The following is a 17,014-nucleotide window of genomic DNA, read 5'->3' as shown; positions in this document are numbered from 1 at the left end:
GTGGCATCCGTGCAGTACAACGCGCTGGACCCCAATGCGCTGATGGCGCTGAAGCGGGGTGCGCGCGAGAACTCGCCGGAGGCCATCAAGGCCACCGCGCAGCAGTTCGAGGCCCTGTTTCTGCAGATGGTCATGAAGTCCATGCGCGAGGCGTCGCCTGGCGACGGAGGCCTGTTCGACAACGAAGGCACGAAGATGTATCGCGACATGTACGACCAGCAACTGGTCGGCGTGCTGGCGAAGCAGGGCGGGGTGGGGCTGGCGGCTGCACTCGAACGCCAGCTTCTGGCTGCGCAGGGGCTGACGCCGCAGGTGGCCCAGGCAGCGTCCGGGGCCCAGGCGGCGCAGGCTGCCCCCGCCGCCAGGGCGCCGCGCAATCCGCGCGACCCCGTCGCCATCGAGGCCGTGCAGGCACGCGTGCCGCCGTTCCAGACACCGGTCCTGCGGCCGCGCTCCGACATCGGCAGCGGGGCTTCGTCGCCAGCCGGCGTTGGCACAGCCGGTCCGCGCGGTTTCGTGGATGGCCTGTGGTCGCATGCCAGCGAAGCCGCCGACAAGCTGGGTGTGCCCGCCCACTTCCTGGTGGGGCATGCGGCACTGGAGACAGGCTGGGGCAAGTACGAAATCCGCAAGGCGGATGGCTCGCCCAGCCACAACCTCTTCAACGTCAAGGCCGGCAGCAGCTGGACTGGCGAGGTCGTCGAGAAGAAGACCGTCGAGTACATCGACGGCAAGGCACAGACACGCGTCGAACGCTTCCGGGCCTATGGCTCCTACGAGGAGGCTTTCAACGACTACGCGCGGCTGCTGTCGGAATCGCCGCGCTATGCGAAGGCGCTGGGGGCGCAGGATGCCCAGAGCTTCTCGCGCGCCCTGCATCAGGGTGGCTACGCCACCGACCCGGCCTACGCCGGAAAACTGGCCCGCGTCATCAACGGCCCGACCCTGCGCCAGAGCATGATCGCGCTGGCCTCTTCCCAGTAATACCAGTCCAGTAGTCCTGGTAATTCCCGCACCCGCGGGTACTGGCACTGCCTCCACTCGGCAACGCCGCCATCCACTTCAGCCGCCCGCAGTGCCTCCCGGCCTGCGCCATCCGTCGCGGCCGACACACGGCCGTATGATGTTTTTGGCGTTTTGTTCAATATTGCCGTTATCGAACCGTTGAATCCGTGATTGGATTCGATTGCGGCCGGGCAATGTCAGCTCGGCGACCGCGCTTCGACAGAACGGAGACCCGCCATGAACCGCTCAACCCTGTTGCTGGCCAGCGTGCCTTGCGCCGTGGCTGCCCTGGCTTCACAAGGCATGTTGTCGGATGCGATGCGGAGCTGGCCGCTCGCGGTGGCGGCCGTCGTGGTGTGTTGCGGCCTGCTGGCGGCCGACGCGACAACGCCGATCCGGGTGTCCGACCGGCGTAGGGCCGGGGAACGGGGATCGGCGTCGCGTGTGCTGTGGGCGCTGAATGCCTGTGCGCTCAGCGCCGGCTTGGTGTTCCTGCTGTCCTGAGCTGATTCTTCCAGCCGGAGGGCCGAGCCGTTCAGGCTGCCGGCATGGCCTGCGGGGCGTGGCCGACATGATTGCGGCCTTTCTGCTGGCTCAGCACATGTTCGATGCGTGGCCGCAGCACCGTCAGGGCAAATCCCAGGCCCACGGCCAGCACGACCATGTACAGCGCGATGAAGCCACCGTAGCCGAGCACCGGCGCCAGCGGCTTGGCGATCCCCATGAACGCCGCGTACATCCAGCTCACTGCGCTGACTGCACCCACGACGGCGGTCATCGCCGCCGACAGGGGGCGCTCCGCGGTGCCTTCCAGTGTCGGGAAGGCCAGCCGGTGAAGCAGTACGCCATTGATCGTTAAAAGGCTGACAACGGTCAGCTTCGCCAGCAGCTTGGGTTTGCCCGCCAGCAAACTCAGGTCGCCGGCCGTGTCGATGAGGATCATCGCGATGCCGGTGATCCACAGCAGGGCCAGTGCGCGGACGGCGACGTAAGCAGTCTCCGCCAGGGCTTCCAGCTGAATGTCGCCGGAACGAAGGAAGCGGACATCCTCTCTCATGATGTACCCGGCCGCGACGGCAAATGCGAGCAGGTGTACGAACAGAAGCAGCAGCTTGAAGAGTGCGGCGATTTCCATCTTTTCCTCCCGATTCGGATCCGGCAGCCAAACCTCTGCATGCCTGGACGTATCCGGTTCGCCTCCCCCGAGGCGGTCCCTGATGCAACTTGACTATGCCCGAAGAAATGCGACGCCTGAAGCTGGACGAGTGGCCGGATGGCCACGACGAAGCCTCGCCAAGATGCTGAATCTGCGAGCCATTGGAAGGCATCTGTCAAATCCCGCTTCCGCCACACGACAAACAATAAAATCGGCATGTCATGCCTGTTTGCGAGAATCAGATCCACAAAACCTGTCGGGCACCTCCGGTGTTCCGGCTAATTGATTGAAATATCGAATCAATGGTGCGAACAGGTGTCTCCCTCGGCCTGTCGCGACAAGGCTGTCAAGCCTTTGAGACGAGGAGTTGCCTGCCGCCTGTCGGTAATATGTGGTGCCGATGAGCGGCAGATTTTGTCTGCAAAAGAGTGTTGCCGAGCTGCAACACGGAGGAGAAAAAATGCGCATGTACTGGAAAGGGGCCTGTCGTCTGGCGGCTTGCCTGCTCGCTGGTGGCTCGATGATGCTGGCTGCTTCGCCGGCGGCGGCCGACATCGAGCTGGCCCACCAGTTGGGAGAGGAGCGCAGCGAAGCGCTTCGCAAGCTCGCCGATCGTTTCAACGAGCAGAACCCGAAGGGACCGAAGATCGTCATCAGCGACCGTTACTGGCGCGATGCCGATCCGCCCCACATGAGTATCGTGGCGGAGCTGGACGAAGACATGTTCCTCGCCTCGTCCAAGCGCGTGGTGCCGATCTGGAAGCTCATGCAGGACGCCAAGGTCAAGCTGGACACCCTGACGCCGCCCCGCATGCTCGTGCCGTCCGCGCTCGACAGCCGTGGCCGGCTGGTCGGCCTGCCGGTCGGCCTGGCGACACCCGTGGTGTTCTTCAACAAGGCGGAGCTGACCAGGGTGGGTGTCAATCCGGATGCTCCGCCCGCGACCTGGCTGGACTGGCAGGGCGTGCTCGGCAAGCTGTACCAGGCGGGTTCGCAATGCCCGTTCGCGGTGTCACAACCGGTCTCGGCGCTGATCGAGAACACCAGTGCCTGGCACAACCAGCCGCTGGTGAAGGCCGGCAAGGCCGAGGAATTCGTGGGCAATGGCCTGGTGCAGGTGAAGCACGTGGCCTTCATGGCCACCTGGTACAAGGCGCGCTACATGGTCTATCACGGTCGCGGCAGCGAGGCTGAGAAACACTTCGCCGATGGCGCATGTGCCGTCATGGTGGCGCCGTCGTCGTCCTTCCTGCCGCTGTCGAAGCAGGCGAAGTTCGAGCTGGGCGTGGCCCCGTTCCCCTACCACGACGGTACCTATGGCACGCCGCAGAACACGCTGGCCGACGGTCCGGCCTTGTGGGTGGCGGCCGGGAAGACCCCCGCCGAGTACCGCACCATCGCCCGTTTCATCGCCTTCATGCTGACGCCCGAGAGCCAGGTGGAGTGGATGGTCGGCTCCGGCTACCTGCCGCTGAACCGCGCCGGCCTGCTGGTGATGGAGAGCCGCCTGCTGAAGGATGATCTGGTGGCCCAGCGCATGGCGGTGTCGCAACTGACCAACAAGCCCGTGACGACAGCCTCCGCGGCTTCTTCGTTCACGCACCGCAACGGCGTGCGGCGCATCCTGGGAGAAGAGATGGAGTCCGTGTTCGCCGACAAGAAGCCTTCGAAGCAGGCGCTCGACGAGGCGGTGATGCGCATCAAGCGCGGCGAGGGCGGCTGCTGCGGAGTGCTGCATTGACGCGGCGACTCGCCGACTGGCCCTGGCCGCGGGTGATGGCGCACCGCTGTGGTGGTGCGCTGGCGCCCGAGAACACCCTGCCGGGCCTGCAGGTCTGCGTGATGACCGGCTGCCGGGGCGTCGAATTCGACGTGATGCTGTCCGGCAGCGGCACCCCCATCCTCATGCACGACGAAACCCTGGAGCGCACCACCACCGGTAGCGGTCCGGTGTCGCTGGCAAGCGATCCCCAGCTGGCGCTGCTGGACGCAGGGGTGCGCCATCACCGCGCCTTTGCCGGCACGGCGATCCCGCTGTTCGCCGCGACCATCGAGCAGTGCCGCCTGCTCGACCTGGCGGCCAACGTGGAGATCAAGCCCGTCGCCGGCTATGAGCGGGAAACCGGTGCCGCCGCCGCGCAGATGGCCGAGCTGGGTTGGTCGGGCGCTGCGGTGCTGCCCCTGCTGTCGTCCTTTTCAGAGGTTGCGCTGGACGCCGCGCGCATCACCGCGCCGCGCCTGCCGCGGGGGCTGCTGGCGGAACAGTTGCCGGCTGACTGGCGGGCCCGCTGCGAGCGGCTGGAGGTGATCGCCCTGCACCTCAACCAGCGCCTGCTGGACGAGGCGACCGTCACCACGCTCAAGGCCACTGGTTACCGGGTGCTCAGCTACACCGTGAATGACCCGCAACGCGCCCGCCAGTTGCTGGACTGGGGCGTGGATACCGTGGTGACCGACCGGCCGGACATCGTCCGCGCCTGAGCTGCGTCCGGGCCCGCATTTGCTGGCCCCGGACGGGCTCCGGGCAGGGCTCCGATGCTAAAATCCGCGGTTTGATTGCTTTGCCGACGCAGGCCGCTTTGCCGCCTGCGGAAAAACGCCAACGGGCCACCATGAAAGCCGCAGACATCCGCTCCACCTTCCTCAGTTTCTTCGAGTCCAAGGGACACCAGGTCGTCCCGTCCAGTCCGGTGGTGCCGGGCGATGACCCGACCCTGCTGTTCACCAACGCGGGGATGAACCAGTTCAAGGACGTCTTCCTCGGCTTCGACAAGCGCCCGTACTCGCGTGCGGCCACCGCGCAGAAATGCATCCGCGCCGGCGGCAAGCACAACGACCTGGAGAACGTAGGCTATACGGCGCGTCACCACACCTTCTTCGAGATGCTGGGCAACTTCAGCTTCGGGGACTACTTCAAGCAGGACGCCATCCGCTACGCGTGGGAACTGCTGACCGAAGTGTTCAAGCTGCCCAAGGAGCGCCTGTGGGCGACGGTGTACGCGGAGGATGACGAGGCCTACGACATCTGGACCAAGCAGATCGGCCTGCCTGCGGAGCGCGTTGTGCGCATCGGCGACAACAAGGGCGCGCGCTACGCCTCCGACAACTTCTGGATGATGGGCGACACCGGCCCCTGCGGCCCGTGCAGCGAGATCTTCTACGACTTCGGCCCCGGCATCTACGGCGGCCCCCCGGGCAGCCCGGAAGAAGACGGCGACCGCTACACCGAGGTTTGGAACAACGTGTTCATGCAGTTCAATCGTCGCCTCGACGAGAACGGCAACTACGTGATGGACCTGCTGCCCAAGCCCTCGGTCGACACCGGCATGGGCCTGGAGCGTCTGGCACGCGTGCTGCAGAACGTGCCCACCAACTATGACATCGACCTGTTCGTGAACCTGATGGCCGCGGCCAAGCGCGAAGTCGAAGCCGCTGGCGGCAGCAATGTCGAGAAGGACTCGCCGTCGCTGAAGGCCATCGCCGACCACATCCGCGCCTGCTCCTTCACGGTGGCCGATGGCGTGGTGCCGTCGAACGAAGGGCGTGGCTACGTGCTGCGTCGCATCGCCCGCCGCGCCATCCGCCACGGCTACAAGCTGGGCGCGCGTGCGCCGTTCTTCTACAAGCTGGTCGACGCGCTGGCGCAGGAAATGGGCAAGGCCTATCCCGAACTCATCGCGAAGCAGCGTCGCATCACCGAAGTGCTGAAGCAGGAGGAGGAGCGCTTCTTCCAGACCATCGCCCACGGCATGGAGATCCTCGAGTCCTCACTTGCTACGCTGGGTGACGACAAGGTGCTGGACGGCGAAACCGCCTTCAAGCTGCACGACACCTACGGATTCCCCCTCGACCTCACGGCCGACGTGCTGCGCGAGCGTGGCCTGGCTGTCGACGAAGCAGGCTTCAATGCCGCGATGGCGCGCCAGCGCGAACAGGCGCGCGCAGCCGGCAAGTTCAAGATGGCGCAGGGCCTGGCCTACAACGGCGAGGCGACCACCTTCCAGGGCTACGAGAAGCTGATGGTGGAAGACGCCAAGGTGACCGGCCTGTACGTCGACGGCAGCCCGGTGGAGGTGATCCGCGCGGGCGACGATGCCGTCGTCGTGCTCGACAACACGCCTTTCTACGCCGAGTCCGGCGGCCAGTCCGGCGACAGCGGCGTGCTGATCAACGGCAAGGCCGGCTTCACCGTCGACGATACGTTCAAGATCCAGGCGGACGTGTTCGGCCACCTTGGTCGCGTGCTGGAAGGAGAGATCCGCGTCGGCGACACCATCGATGCACGCGTGCGCGGCGTGCAGCGTGCCGCCACGGCGCGCAACCACTCCGCGACCCACCTGATGCACAAGGCGCTGCGAGAGGTGCTGGGCAACCACGTGCAGCAGAAGGGCTCGCTGGTGGATGCCGACAAGACCCGCTTCGACTTCGCCCACAACGCGCCGCTGACCGACGAGGAAATCCTCAAGGTCGAGCAGATCGTCAATCGCGAAGTCCTCACCAACGCCGCCACGCAGTCGCGCGTGATGGCCATCGACGAGGCGCAGAAGACCGGCGCCATGATGCTGTTCGGCGAGAAGTATGGTGACAGCGTGCGCGTGCTGGACATCGGCTCGTCGCGCGAGCTGTGCGGTGGCACCCACGTGTCGCGCACCGGTGACATCGGCTTCTTCAAGATCGTCATGGAGGGCGGCGTGGCCGCGGGTGTCCGTCGTGTCGAAGCGGTGACCGGCGAGAACGCCATCAATCACATCCTGCAGCGCGAGGCGCTGTTGGACTCGGTGGCCTCGTTGCTGAAGGCGCCGGTGAACGAAGTGCCGGCCAAGCTCGCGCAGACGCAGGACCAGGTGCGCGCGCTGGAGAAAGAACTGGCCGCCATCAAGGGCAAGCTCGCCAGCAGCCAGGGCGATGCGCTGGTCAACAGCGCCGTCGATGTCGGCGGCATCAAGGTGCTGGCCGCGAAGCTGGACGGCGCCGACGTGCCGGCCCTGCGCGAGGCGATGGACAAGCTGCGCGACAAGCTGGGCAGCGCGGCCGTGGTGCTGGCCTCGGTGAGCGAAGGCAAGGTCGCGCTGATCGCAGGCGTCACGGCCGACCTGACCGCGAAGGTGAAGGCGGGCGAGCTGGTCAATTTCGTTGCGCAGCAGGTCGGCGGCAAGGGTGGCGGCCGCCCTGACATGGCACAGGCGGGTGGTACCGAGCCCGATAAGCTGCCGCATGCGCTCACCTCCGTGGCAGGCTGGGTCGGCGGCAAGGTCGGGGCCTGACCATGCAGGATGGCCAGCGTCGTCTGCGGGCGGGGTTGCGCACGCTGGTGCGTGCGCCCTTCGCACGTCTCGGCGCCTGGCTGAGCGCGCTGGCCGGTCGCGACGAGGCAGCCCGCGTCCTCGCCGGCGTGCCGCACGCCGCGGTGATGACGGATGCCGGCTTCCGGATTTCCGCCTGGAATGCCGATTTCGCACGACGCTGCGGCAGCCTGTCCGGGCTGTTGCGGCACATGCCGATGGTGGAGCTGTTGCGCGGCCTGTCCGCGCAGGGCCTGCTGGATGACAAGGCCCTGCCGGCGGCGATGGCCGCCCTGAAATCCGCTGTCGGCTGCGACTATTCGCTGACGCTTGGCGGTGTGCGGATGCGGGTGCACCAGAGTCGCCTGGAAGAGGGTGGCCTGCTGTGGCTGCTGGCGGATGAAACCTTGCTGCAGCAGACGCGCGACAGCCTGGCGCAGACCGAGCAGCGTTGCGCGGCCCTGTTCGAACATGCACCTGCCGGCCTAGTGTTGAGCTCCACGCAGGACGGCAGCATCGTGCGGCTGAATTCGCGTGCCCAGCAGCAACTGGGCATCGCGGCGGATGGTAATCCGCGCGACGTGCATGCGCAGGATTTCTACGCGAATGCCGAGGACCGTCAGGATGTCGAGAGTGCCCTGCGCCGCATCGGCGAGGTGCATGACCGGCTCGTGCCCTTGCGCAGTGCCGACGGTGGCGAGCTGTGGGCCAACCTCTCTGCACGCAAGCTCACGCTGGGTGAGCACGGCTTCGTGCTGTCCATCCTCACCGACGTCACGCGCATGCGCAGCGAGGCGCGCAGTTCGCGGATCCATCTGCAGAAGCTGGAGCAGCTGGTCGAAATCGCCCCGACGGCGATCTTCCTGACCCGCGCGGATGACGGCCGCATCCTGTTCCACAACCGCAGGGCGCGCCTGATGATGTCGGGCATGGAGATCAGCCTCGTCGGTCAGCGGGCACCGGATTTCTACGTCGACCAGCAGGAGCGGACCCGAGTGCTGGACGAGATCGTGCGCAGCGGCTTCGTCGAGAATCACGATCTCCGCCTGCATCCGCCCGGCAGCCGCGAGCCGCGCTGGTTCCAGCTGTCGGCCGTGGCGCTGGACTACGAAGGCAGCCCGGCGATCCTTACCGCGCTGCACGACATCGACGAGCGTCGCAGCATGGAGGATGCGCTGCGCGCCGCCCGTGCCGATGCCGAGGAGGCTTCACGCAAGCTGCGCGAGGTGAACGCCGAGCTGGAGCAGCTGGCCCTCGTCGATCGCCTGACCCAGGCATTCAACCGCCGCCACTTCGAGGCTGTTGCCGCCCGCGAGATGGGGCGTGCGCGGCGCTACAACCTGCCGCTGGCGCTGATCATCTTCGACATCGATCACTTCAAGCACATCAACGATGACTACGGCCATGCCGCCGGCGACATCGTGTTGAAGGAGTTCGTGCAGTTGCTCGGCGAGCGCCTGCGCGACTCCGACGTACTGGCGCGCTGGGGCGGGGAGGAGTTCGTCGTGCTGGCCCCGTCGACCAGCCTGGACGAAGCCCACAAGCTGGCCGAGAACCTGCGCGACCGCGTGGCCCGCCACGCCTTCATCGAGGTCGGCACGGTGAGCGCCAGCGCCGGCGTCACCGAGCTGAATTTCCGCGACACCCTGGACAGCATGTTGCGCCGGGCCGACCGCGCGCTGTATCGCGCCAAGGCGCTGGGCCGCAACCAGGTGAACAGCCTCGAAGCAGACGCAGTGCCCTGACACCTGCCATGCACTCTTCAAGGGTGCAGGATCTGCCATGAAGCCTATACTGACCCTGCGGCAAGCCGTCGCGTCAGCCTGTGCCCTCCCATGCCTTCACGTCGCAACGCCCGTCAGTACGCCCTGACGCTCAAGGCCGCCGAGCTTTCCCTCGCGGCGCCGCAGGTCGTGATGCACCGGCTGGCGCGCATGGCGCAGGCGGGCGCCAATCCCAACGCGCGCGACCGGCGCGAGTTCACGCTCATGGGCGCCGAGAAACTCGCGGCCTTTCACGAGAGCTGGTACGCGATGTGGTGGGCGTCGTGGCGGGCGCAGCAGTCATTGCTGCTCACCGTGATGCGCAGCATGTGGATGCCATGGGCCGGACTTGCGGGGTCCGGCGCGCTGCAGCGGACGCTGTGGCGGCAGCTGCCGGGACTCGCCGCGGGTATCGCCGGCAAAGGCATGGCGCCTGTCCACAAGCGTGCCGTGGCAAACGCCCGGCGACTGGGGCGCGTCAAGCTTCCTTAGGTCGCTTCCTTGGGCAGCTACCGAGGTAACTCCCTGGGCAGCTTCCGCCGCAGGCACTCAGACCGTAGCGTGCTTCAGCCGCTCCAGTGCCTGCCGGATCGTCGCGGCATCGGTGGGCCGCACCAGCCGCGCTTCCTCCGCCCCCGCATTGATGAAGACCAGGGTGGGCCATAGCTTCACGGCGAATGACCGGCCCAGCTTGCGCCCCTTGCCGTCTTCGATCTTGATGTGACGCACATCGGGGAACTGGGCGAGGGCGATCTCCAGCGGCGCCTGGGCCGCGCGGCAATGGCCGCACCAAGGCGCGCCGAATTCCACCACGGTCGGGCCGGGCAGGGCATCCAGTTCTGCGCGCGTGAGTTCCGCTGCGGCGTAGCTGTGTTGCATGGTCATGTCGGGCTCTCCTCTCATTACTCCTGGCAACTTTTCTGTCGGCAACTCCGGGAATCCATCTGGTGGCCGCGTCGCGGTTTTGCAACCGCGCTGACTGTTTGGCTGCGCGCGTCGCAAGCGGTTCAATACCGATGCAGGCATCCTCCATCAGGACGGATGATGGCTCGCCGTGCAGGCTTCAGATCGCCGCATGCCGGGCCTGCGAACGATCTTCTCGTGATGTGCACCAACAAGGGATAACGCACCCCGGACGAGAGGAGATCGAACATGAAACAGCTTCAGACTTCAGGCCTGACAGGCAAGCGCGTGGCCGTCCTGATGACCGACGGCGTGGAGCAGGTGGAATACACCGGGCCACGTGAATTCCTGGAACGCCACGGTGCCAAGGTGACGCTGGTGTCACCCAAGCCGGCAGGTGAAGAGGTGCAGGGCTTCCGCCACCTGAAGCCGGCGGACCGCTTCCGCGTGGAGAAAAATCTCGGTGACGCCAGCGCGGCCGATTTCGATGCGCTGGTGCTGCCGGGCGGCGTGGCGAACCCGGATCAGTTGCGGCTGGAGCCCGATGCGCTGTCGTTCATCCGGGACTTTGCCGAGCAGGACAAGACCATCGCCGCGATCTGCCATGGGCCGTGGCCGCTGATCGATGCGGGGGTCGTGGCAGGCAAGCGCGTGACCAGTTGGCTCAGCCTGCAACAGGATTTGCGCAATGCCGGCGCGCAATGGACGGACGAATCCGTCGTGGTCGACGGCAAGCTGGTGACGAGCCGCAAGCCGGACGACATTCCAGCCTTCGATCAGGCCTTGCTGGAAAGCCTTGGCGGGCGAAGCACGAAGCCGGCGCCGGTGGAAAAGCACAGCGTCAGTGAACGCGTGAACAACGTGCAGGAAGCCCCGGGCGCGCAGCACAGCGGCTGAGCGCCGGAGCCGTTCAATCCTGCGCTCAGTGCGCCGCCGCCTTGCCGCGGCCGGCAAGGCGCGTCGCGAGCATGACGCCTGCCAGGCAGAGCGCACCTGCCAGGACGCCGGTCAGGCCGTCCGCCAGCACCGGCGCGATGACGCCCAGCACCGAGCCGATGGCAGGCGTGGCCGCCAGGGCTTCGACGAAGTGATGGACGATGCCGTGGGCCGCCGGGATGCCATGCAGCAGGATGCTGCCGCCGACCAGGAACATCGCGGCCGTGCCGAGCACCGACAGGCTCTTCATCAGCCACGGTGCGAGGCGCAGCAGGCCGTGGCCGAGGGCGCGCAAGGGCGCGGCGGATGACCCGCTGCGCTGGCTGAGGTACAGGCCGGCGTCGTCCAGTTTGACGATGGCGGCGACCAGGCCATAGACGCCGACGGTCATCAGCACGCCGATGGTCGCCAGCACCGCGACGCGGGTGCCGAAGGGCGCATCGGCCACGGTGCCGAGGGTGATCACGATGATCTCGGCGGACAGGATGAAATCGGTGCGGACGGCCCCCTTGATCTTGTCCTTCTCCAGCGCGCGCATGTCGACGGCGGGGTTCTGCAGGGCGAGCAACTGGGCGGCGTGGTCCGCCGCGTCTTCGGCAGGGGTGTGCAGGAACTTGTGGGCGAGTTTCTCGAAGCCTTCGTAACAGAGGAAAGCGCCGCCCAGCATCAGCAGCGGCGTTACCGCCCACGGGGCGAATGCGCTGATCAGCAGGGCTGCCGGGACGAGGATGAGCTTGTTCTTCAGCGAGCCGACCGCCACCGCCCACACCACCGGCAATTCGCGATCCGCCTTCACCCCGGTGACCTGCTGCGCATTGAGGGCGAGGTCGTCGCCGAGCACGCCGGCGGTCTTCTTGGCGGCCACCTTGCTCATGACGGAAACGTCGTCGAGGATGGTGGCGATGTCGTCGAGGAGGGTGAGAAGGCTGCTGCCGGCCATGTGCGAATGCTCCCTGTGCGCTGGTTGTCGCGATCTGTTCTGGTGGGGTGCGGCTGCGTGTGGCCGCCGCGCCGCGAGTGTGGCAGCAAAGCCTGTCAGGCGGGAGATGCCCGGAGGGCTGTGAAGCGGGCGGGCTGATTGGTGCTCACGAGGAGGCTGGCGCGTACGGTGGCTGCCCATGGTTGCCTGCCCCAAGTTGGTTGCCCAACGTGGTTGCCCCAAGAGGTGCCATCTCGCTGCCTATACTCCAATCGTGCCTGCCACCATCGGAGGACCTGAAGCATGGCTGTTGCCGGGCTGTCTCCCACCTTGCCTTCCGTCCCAGCATCCGGCGCGTTGCCGGCTGCAGACAGCGGCGTCCGTGCGCGCCAGCAGGGCGGTGCGCAGGCGACGGAGAGCCAGGAGGCGGACGCCGCACTACGCGAATTGCGGCAGACCGATGCAGCAGTGCGTCGACATGAGCAGGCGCATCTGGCTGCAGCGGGCGGCATTGCGCTGGGCGCGGCCGGGTTCTCGTACGAGCGCGGCCCGGATGGCCGCCTGTACGCCGTGGGTGGCGAGGTATCCATCGACACCTCGCTGGAGGCGACACCCGAGGCGACGCTGGCCAAGGCACAGCAGATCCGCACGGCCGCCCTGGCGCCTGCCGACCCCTCGGCGCAGGACTTGGCTGTCGCCGCGATGGCCAGCCGCATGGAGATGGACGCGCGCCTGGAGATGGCACGCGCGACCGAAGCCTCGCAAGGCGAATCCACCGAGGCACGAGCGGCGTCCGCGCAGGTCGCGGCCGTGGAGGACAACTCGCCCTCCGTGCGGGAAAACGTCGACGCCGTGGCCGCCTACCAGGCGGTCCAGGATGTGACGGAGGTGACGCGGTCGCTGATGTCGGCCTTTGCGTGAAGGGCGGACTGTCGCCGCAGACGTGCTCGCATCATCAGGCACGAAAGAAGCCCCGCTTGTGCGGGGCTTTTTCTTGCTTGGCCAGCCGTGCTGGCTGGAATGCGGGCTGGAGTGCCGGCTTACTTGTCGCTCAGTGCGTCCACGCCGGGCAGGGCCTTGCCTTCCAGGAATTCCAGCGATGCGCCGCCACCGGTGGAAACGTGCGACACCTTGTCTTCCAGGCCGGCCTTCTCGACGGCGGCGACGGAGTCACCACCACCGACGATGGTGACCGCACCCTTGGCGGTCGCGTCCACCAGCGCGTGGGCGACGGCGTAGGTGCCCTTGGCCGAGGCGTCGATCTCGAACACGCCCATCGGGCCGTTCCACAGCACCGTCTTGGCACCGCGAACGATGTCGGCATAGCGGGCCGCCGTCTTGCTGCCGATGTCCACGCCTTCCTGGTCAGCCGGGATGGCGGTGGAGTCGACTTCGACCAGGCCGTCGAGGGTGCGGGCGTCGAAGTCCAGCTTCTTGGTCACCATGGTGTCGATGGGCAGCTCCAGCTTGTCGCCAGCCTTGGCGATCAGCGCCTTGGCCAGTTCGATCTTGTCGCGTTCGCACAGCGACTTGCCGACTTCCAGGCCCTTGGCGGCGAAGAAGGTGAAGGCCATTCCGCCACCGATGAGCAGCTTGTCGACCTTGGGCAGCAGGGCCTCGATGACGTCGATTTTGCCGCTGATCTTGGAGCCGCCGATGATCGCCACCAGCGGACGCACCGGCTTGTTCACCGCTTCACCCAGGAAATCCAGTTCCTTCTTCAGCAGGTAGCCGGAAGCGCGCGGCAGGTCGACGCCGACCATGGAGGAGTGCGCGCGGTGCGCGGTGCCGAAGGCATCGTTGATGAACACGTCACCCAGGCGGGACAGGCCGGCGCGGAATTCGGCGACCTTGGCCGGATCGGCCTTGACGCTGTTGCCGGCGTCATCCTTCACCTTGCCTTCTTCCTCGATGTAGAAGCGCACGTTCTCCAGCAGCGCGACCTCACCGGCCTTCAGCTTGCCGACGGCGGCTTCGATTTCAGCGCCCACGGTGCCGTCGATGAACTGCACCGGCTTGCCCAGCAACTCCTCCAGGCGCTTGGCGACCGGCGCCAGGCTGTACTTGGCGACCTTCTGGCCATTGGGACGACCGAGGTGGGACATGAGCACCACGGAGGCACCCTTGTCCAGCGCGTACTGGATGGTGGGCAGGGCAGCGCGGATGCGCTTGTCGCTCTCGACCACGCCGCTTTTGACCGGCACGTTGAAGTCCACGCGGATCAGGGCGCGCTTGCCTGCGAGCGGCAGGTCTTCGATGAAGAGTTTGCTCATTGTTTTCGGGTATCCAGGGGGTGTACGGGAGGAGGCGGGCGAAGGCCCATCGGGGCGAGATGTTAGGCGCCTGTTGCCTGCGCTGCAACGGCGGGGGCGCCTGATCTGCGGTTTTCCTGTTCCGTATCAGGACGGGCGATCGGGTGCCGGCTTTCGCGATGCGCCGGGAGCCGGACGCACGCCTTCCTCTGGCCTTCCGCTGGCAGGGCCGGCCTTGGCGGTTGCAGCGTGCCGGGCCGGGGCTGAACGAATCGGCCGTCGCATGGCTCCAAGCTCCTGATAGCGGCTCCATCGGTCCCGGCCATCTGGACACGTTGGCCACTCTGGCTCGCCGATGCCAGACTGAAGGCCGCCCCGTGGCACCGCCTGATCCTGTGTCGTTCAACCATGGAAATCATGATGACGCTTCGTCTGCGCTCCCCGCTGGTTGCCCTGTGTTGCGCCTTCCTGCTGGCGGCTTGCGGCACGGCGTCCTTCTACCCGCATGAAAGCCGCGAGAACGTCTATCAGGGCAAGGGCGGCAGCCGCTTCGTGGTGGAAGGCATCGACGTGTGGTTCAACGGCGATCCGCCGCGCAAGTATTCGATCCTCGGCTACATCGAGGACAACACATCGGTCGGCGTCGACGACCGCCACCAGAGCATTGCGTCGGCCGTGCTGAGGAAGGCCCGCGAGGTGAGTGCCGATGCCCTCATCGAGACCGTGGTGGCCGGGCGCTACAGCGGGCCTTCCAGCGGCGTGGTGATCGGCGGTGGTACCGGCGGCATGGGGGTCGGCTTCGGGTTCGGCTTCCCGGTGTCGGAGCCGGTCAGCATCAAGTACACCGTGCTCAGGTACCTGGACTGAGCGGGGTTTCTCCGTCCGCCCAGGGCGATACGCCGCCCGCTTCGCGCAGGGTCAGCCAGGCGCGCAGGTCGAACTCCAGCTGGTGGTAATCCGGCTCCATGTGGCAGCACAGCTGGTAGAAGGCGCGGTCGTGTTCGCTGACGCGCAGGTGCGCCAGTTCGTGCACCACGATCATCCGCAGGAAGGCTTCCGGCGCTTCGCGGAACAGGGTGGCGATGCGGATCTCGCGCTTTGCCTTCAGCTTGTTGCCCTGCACCCGCGCGATGCTGGTGTGCAGGCCCAGCGCATTGCGGATCACGTGCAGGCTGTTGTCATAGCTGACGTGCGACAGCGGCGGCGTGCTGCGCAGGTACTCGGTTTTCAGCGTGCCCACGTAGTCGTACAGCGCCCGGTCGCTGCGTACCGTGTGCAGCGCCGGATAGCGCCGGCGCAGGGCGGGGCCAAGGCGGTTCTCGTCGATCAGGTGCTGGACCTCGGCGACAAGGGCCGGCGGATAACCGGTGAGGTACTGGGTGCGGCGGGGGCGGGACATGCCGAGGATTTTACGGACTGTACGGAGCGCCGCGTCGACGTGGCACTGCCGGCCAAACGCGGGCCGGCGCAGCAACACTACTTCACGCTACTTTACCGGCGCCCGCATTGAAGCTGCCCGCGGGCAGCCCTATCTTCCCCTGTCTTCCCCATATCCTTCCCTTAGTCTTTTTTCCTTCATGCGGTCGGCGTCTTGCCGGTCTTCCGCGGTCCCCTCCTGATGCCCTCCCGTCGCTTCCTGCTTACCGTGGCCGTGCTGTTCGGCCTCCTGCATGCCTATATCGGCCTGCGCGTATTGCCGGCCCTGCCGGTTCCCGGCTGGGCTGTCTGGCTCGGTGCTGTGTGGCTGCTGTCGTCATGGCTGCTGGTGCCGGCCGGGCTGCTCGCGCGCTTCCTGTGGAAACCGCCGCTGGCCGACCGCCTGGCGTGGGCGGGCATGCTCTGCATGGGCCTGTTCTCATCGCTGCTGGTCGCCACGGTGCTGCGCGACCTGTTGCTGCTGGTGGCGCGCTGGCTGGGTGAGTCGAGTGTCGCACTGGGTGCCTGGAGCGCCGTGGCGGTGGTGGTGCTGGCGCTGCTGGTCAGCCTGGCCGGTTTCATCAACGCGCGGCGACTGGCTCGGCTGGTGGAGGTGGACGTGCCACTGGCAGGGCTGCCGGTTGCCCTGCAGGGTTTCCGGATCGCGCAGATCAGCGACATCCATGTCGGGCCGACGATCAAGGGCGACTACCTCGCGCGCATCGTCGACCGCGTCAACCGCCTGCAGCCGGATCTCGTCGCCGTGACCGGCGACCTGGTGGATGGCAGCGTCGCCGAGCTGTCGGTGCACACCGCCCACCTGGGCCGTCTGCAGGCCCGCCACGGCAGCTACTTCGTGACCGGCAACCATGAGTATTACGCTGGCGCCGAAAGCTGGGTGGCCGAGTTGCGCCGCCTCGGGCTGCACGTGCTGATGAACGAGCACGTAGTGCTGTCCCACGACGGTGCGCAGCTGGTGGTGGCCGGTGTCACCGACTACGGCGCCCATCATTTCGACCCGGCCCAGCGTAGCGACCCGTTGCGCGCCGCTCACGGTGCACCGGCCGGCGCACCGCGCGTGCTGCTGGCCCATCAGCCCCGCAGCGCACCCGCGGCAGAGCAGGCCGGTTTCGACCTGCAACTGTCCGGCCATACCCACGGTGGCCAGTTCTGGCCGTGGAACCACTTCGTGCCCTTGCAGCAGCCTTTCACGGCCGGCCTGCACCGGCTGCAGCGCCTGTGGGTGTATGTCAGTCGCGGTACCGGCTACTGGGGGCCGCCCAAGCGTTTCGGCGCACCGTCGGAGATCACCTGCCTGCGGCTGGTATCGGCGCCGGGAAGCACCTGATGGGCGGAATTGCCTGACAAGCTGCTGCGCGGGA

Annotated in this window: 16 protein-coding genes; 11 read left to right on the top strand and 5 right to left on the bottom strand. The window is 66.8% G+C overall.

The features are described 5' to 3' along the window. A complete protein-coding gene (gene flgJ, locus VVD47_RS05185; protein ID WP_327602331.1) occupies positions 1 to 984 on the top strand; it encodes a flagellar assembly peptidoglycan hydrolase FlgJ in 984 nt (327 codons plus the stop codon). Positions 985 to 1,242: 258 nt separating this feature from the next. After that, complete coding sequence (locus tag VVD47_RS05180; protein WP_327602330.1) at positions 1,243 to 1,509, top strand: hypothetical protein; 267 nt, start codon at positions 1,243 to 1,245, stop codon at positions 1,507 to 1,509. Between the two features lie 31 nt (positions 1,510 to 1,540). Here VVD47_RS05180 and VVD47_RS05175 read toward each other — a convergent pair whose 3' ends face one another. Then, positions 1,541 to 2,140 (bottom strand): hypothetical protein, encoded by a 600-nt coding sequence (locus VVD47_RS05175; protein ID WP_327602329.1) that lies wholly within the window; start codon positions 2,138 to 2,140, stop codon positions 1,541 to 1,543. A 487-nt stretch (positions 2,141 to 2,627) separates the two neighbouring features. On the opposite strand from VVD47_RS05175, the gene VVD47_RS05170 reads away from it, so the two are divergent. From VVD47_RS05170 to VVD47_RS05150, 5 genes are all read left to right on the top strand, one after another. Then, positions 2,628 to 3,902 (top strand): extracellular solute-binding protein, encoded by a 1,275-nt coding sequence (locus VVD47_RS05170; protein ID WP_327602328.1) that lies wholly within the window; start codon positions 2,628 to 2,630, stop codon positions 3,900 to 3,902. Next, on the top strand, positions 3,899 to 4,642 hold the full coding sequence (gene ugpQ / locus VVD47_RS05165; RefSeq protein ID WP_327602327.1) for a glycerophosphodiester phosphodiesterase: 744 nt from the start codon (positions 3,899 to 3,901) through the stop codon (positions 4,640 to 4,642). Before VVD47_RS05170 ends, ugpQ begins: the two co-directional genes overlap by 4 nt. A 131-nt stretch (positions 4,643 to 4,773) precedes the next feature. Next, complete coding sequence (gene alaS, locus VVD47_RS05160; protein WP_327602326.1) at positions 4,774 to 7,425, top strand: alanine--tRNA ligase; 2,652 nt, start codon at positions 4,774 to 4,776, stop codon at positions 7,423 to 7,425. A gap of 2 nt (positions 7,426 to 7,427) precedes the next feature. Further along, positions 7,428 to 9,188, top strand: coding sequence for a sensor domain-containing diguanylate cyclase (locus tag VVD47_RS05155; protein ID WP_327602325.1), 1,761 nt, complete (start codon positions 7,428 to 7,430; stop codon positions 9,186 to 9,188). A 90-nt stretch (positions 9,189 to 9,278) separates the two neighbouring features. After that, a complete protein-coding gene (locus tag VVD47_RS05150) occupies positions 9,279 to 9,698 on the top strand; it encodes a polyhydroxyalkanoate granule-associated phasin (protein WP_327602324.1) in 420 nt (139 codons plus the stop codon). A 57-nt stretch (positions 9,699 to 9,755) separates the two neighbouring features. Here VVD47_RS05150 and VVD47_RS05145 read toward each other — a convergent pair whose 3' ends face one another. Then, entirely contained in the window at positions 9,756 to 10,091 is a 336-nt protein-coding gene (locus VVD47_RS05145; RefSeq protein ID WP_327602323.1) for a thioredoxin family protein, read from the bottom strand. Between the two features lie 267 nt (positions 10,092 to 10,358). Here VVD47_RS05145 and VVD47_RS05140 point away from each other — a divergent pair, with 267 nt between their 5' ends. Next, the gene (locus VVD47_RS05140) at positions 10,359 to 11,006 is read left to right on the top strand and encodes a type 1 glutamine amidotransferase domain-containing protein (protein ID WP_327602322.1); all 648 of its coding nucleotides are present in this window, start codon (positions 10,359 to 10,361) and stop codon (positions 11,004 to 11,006) included. 25 nt (positions 11,007 to 11,031) lie between these two features. Here the strand turns inward: VVD47_RS05140 and VVD47_RS05135 are convergent, their stop codons facing one another. After that, positions 11,032 to 11,985, bottom strand: a complete 954-nt coding sequence (locus VVD47_RS05135) for a DUF808 domain-containing protein (RefSeq protein WP_327602321.1) — start codon at positions 11,983 to 11,985, stop codon at positions 11,032 to 11,034. Positions 11,986 to 12,321: 336 nt separating this feature from the next. On the opposite strand from VVD47_RS05135, the gene VVD47_RS05130 reads away from it, so the two are divergent. Further along, complete coding sequence (locus tag VVD47_RS05130; protein WP_327602320.1) at positions 12,322 to 12,885, top strand: putative metalloprotease CJM1_0395 family protein; 564 nt, start codon at positions 12,322 to 12,324, stop codon at positions 12,883 to 12,885. A gap of 119 nt (positions 12,886 to 13,004) precedes the next feature. Here the strand turns inward: VVD47_RS05130 and VVD47_RS05125 are convergent, their stop codons facing one another. After that, on the bottom strand, positions 13,005 to 14,237 hold the full coding sequence (locus VVD47_RS05125; protein WP_327602319.1) for a phosphoglycerate kinase: 1,233 nt from the start codon (positions 14,235 to 14,237) through the stop codon (positions 13,005 to 13,007). Between the two features lie 396 nt (positions 14,238 to 14,633). Between VVD47_RS05125 and VVD47_RS05120 the strand changes: the two genes are divergently transcribed. Next, positions 14,634 to 15,083, top strand: a complete 450-nt coding sequence (locus VVD47_RS05120; protein WP_327602318.1) for a hypothetical protein — start codon at positions 14,634 to 14,636, stop codon at positions 15,081 to 15,083. Here VVD47_RS05120 and VVD47_RS05115 read toward each other — a convergent pair. After that, entirely contained in the window at positions 15,067 to 15,615 is a 549-nt protein-coding gene (locus tag VVD47_RS05115; RefSeq protein ID WP_327602317.1) for a M48 metallopeptidase family protein, read from the bottom strand. The two genes, VVD47_RS05120 and VVD47_RS05115, sit on opposite strands and share 17 nt — an antisense overlap. Positions 15,616 to 15,834: 219 nt before the next feature. On the opposite strand from VVD47_RS05115, the gene VVD47_RS05110 reads away from it, so the two are divergent. Then, positions 15,835 to 16,980 carry a metallophosphoesterase gene (locus tag VVD47_RS05110; protein ID WP_327602316.1) on the top strand — a complete coding sequence of 382 codons (1,146 nt, stop codon included), beginning with the start codon at positions 15,835 to 15,837 and terminating at the stop codon, positions 16,978 to 16,980. Positions 16,981 to 17,014: the final 34 nt, after the last annotated feature.

The sequence above is a fragment of the Uliginosibacterium sp. H1 genome, assembly GCF_036017065.1.
GTDB lineage: Bacteria > Pseudomonadota > Gammaproteobacteria > Burkholderiales > Rhodocyclaceae > Uliginosibacterium.
This window is presented reverse-complemented; position numbering and strand designations above follow the sequence as displayed.

What these genes read in the sequence shown, in the direction of transcription:
- VVD47_RS05170 (WP_327602328.1), top strand. Translation starts at nt 2,628, where the DNA reads ATGTACTGGAAAGGGGCCTGTCGTCTGGCGGCTTGCCTGCTCGCTGGT.
- VVD47_RS05180 (WP_327602330.1), top strand. Translation starts at nt 1,243, where the DNA reads ATGAACCGCTCAACCCTGTTGCTGGCCAGCGTGCCTTGCGCCGTGGCT.
- VVD47_RS05125 (WP_327602319.1), bottom strand. Translation starts at nt 14,237, where the DNA reads ATGAGCAAACTCTTCATCGAAGACCTGCCGCTCGCAGGCAAGCGCGCC.
- VVD47_RS05120 (WP_327602318.1), top strand. Translation starts at nt 14,634, where the DNA reads ATGATGACGCTTCGTCTGCGCTCCCCGCTGGTTGCCCTGTGTTGCGCC.
- alaS (WP_327602326.1), top strand. Translation starts at nt 4,774, where the DNA reads ATGAAAGCCGCAGACATCCGCTCCACCTTCCTCAGTTTCTTCGAGTCC.
- VVD47_RS05175 (WP_327602329.1), bottom strand. Translation starts at nt 2,140, where the DNA reads ATGGAAATCGCCGCACTCTTCAAGCTGCTGCTTCTGTTCGTACACCTG.
- VVD47_RS05155 (WP_327602325.1), top strand. Translation starts at nt 7,428, where the DNA reads ATGCAGGATGGCCAGCGTCGTCTGCGGGCGGGGTTGCGCACGCTGGTG.
- VVD47_RS05115 (WP_327602317.1), bottom strand. Translation starts at nt 15,615, where the DNA reads ATGTCCCGCCCCCGCCGCACCCAGTACCTCACCGGTTATCCGCCGGCC.
- VVD47_RS05140 (WP_327602322.1), top strand. Translation starts at nt 10,359, where the DNA reads ATGAAACAGCTTCAGACTTCAGGCCTGACAGGCAAGCGCGTGGCCGTC.
- VVD47_RS05150 (WP_327602324.1), top strand. Translation starts at nt 9,279, where the DNA reads ATGCCTTCACGTCGCAACGCCCGTCAGTACGCCCTGACGCTCAAGGCC.
- VVD47_RS05145 (WP_327602323.1), bottom strand. Translation starts at nt 10,091, where the DNA reads ATGACCATGCAACACAGCTACGCCGCAGCGGAACTCACGCGCGCAGAA.
- VVD47_RS05135 (WP_327602321.1), bottom strand. Translation starts at nt 11,985, where the DNA reads ATGGCCGGCAGCAGCCTTCTCACCCTCCTCGACGACATCGCCACCATC.
- VVD47_RS05110 (WP_327602316.1), top strand. Translation starts at nt 15,835, where the DNA reads ATGCCCTCCCGTCGCTTCCTGCTTACCGTGGCCGTGCTGTTCGGCCTC.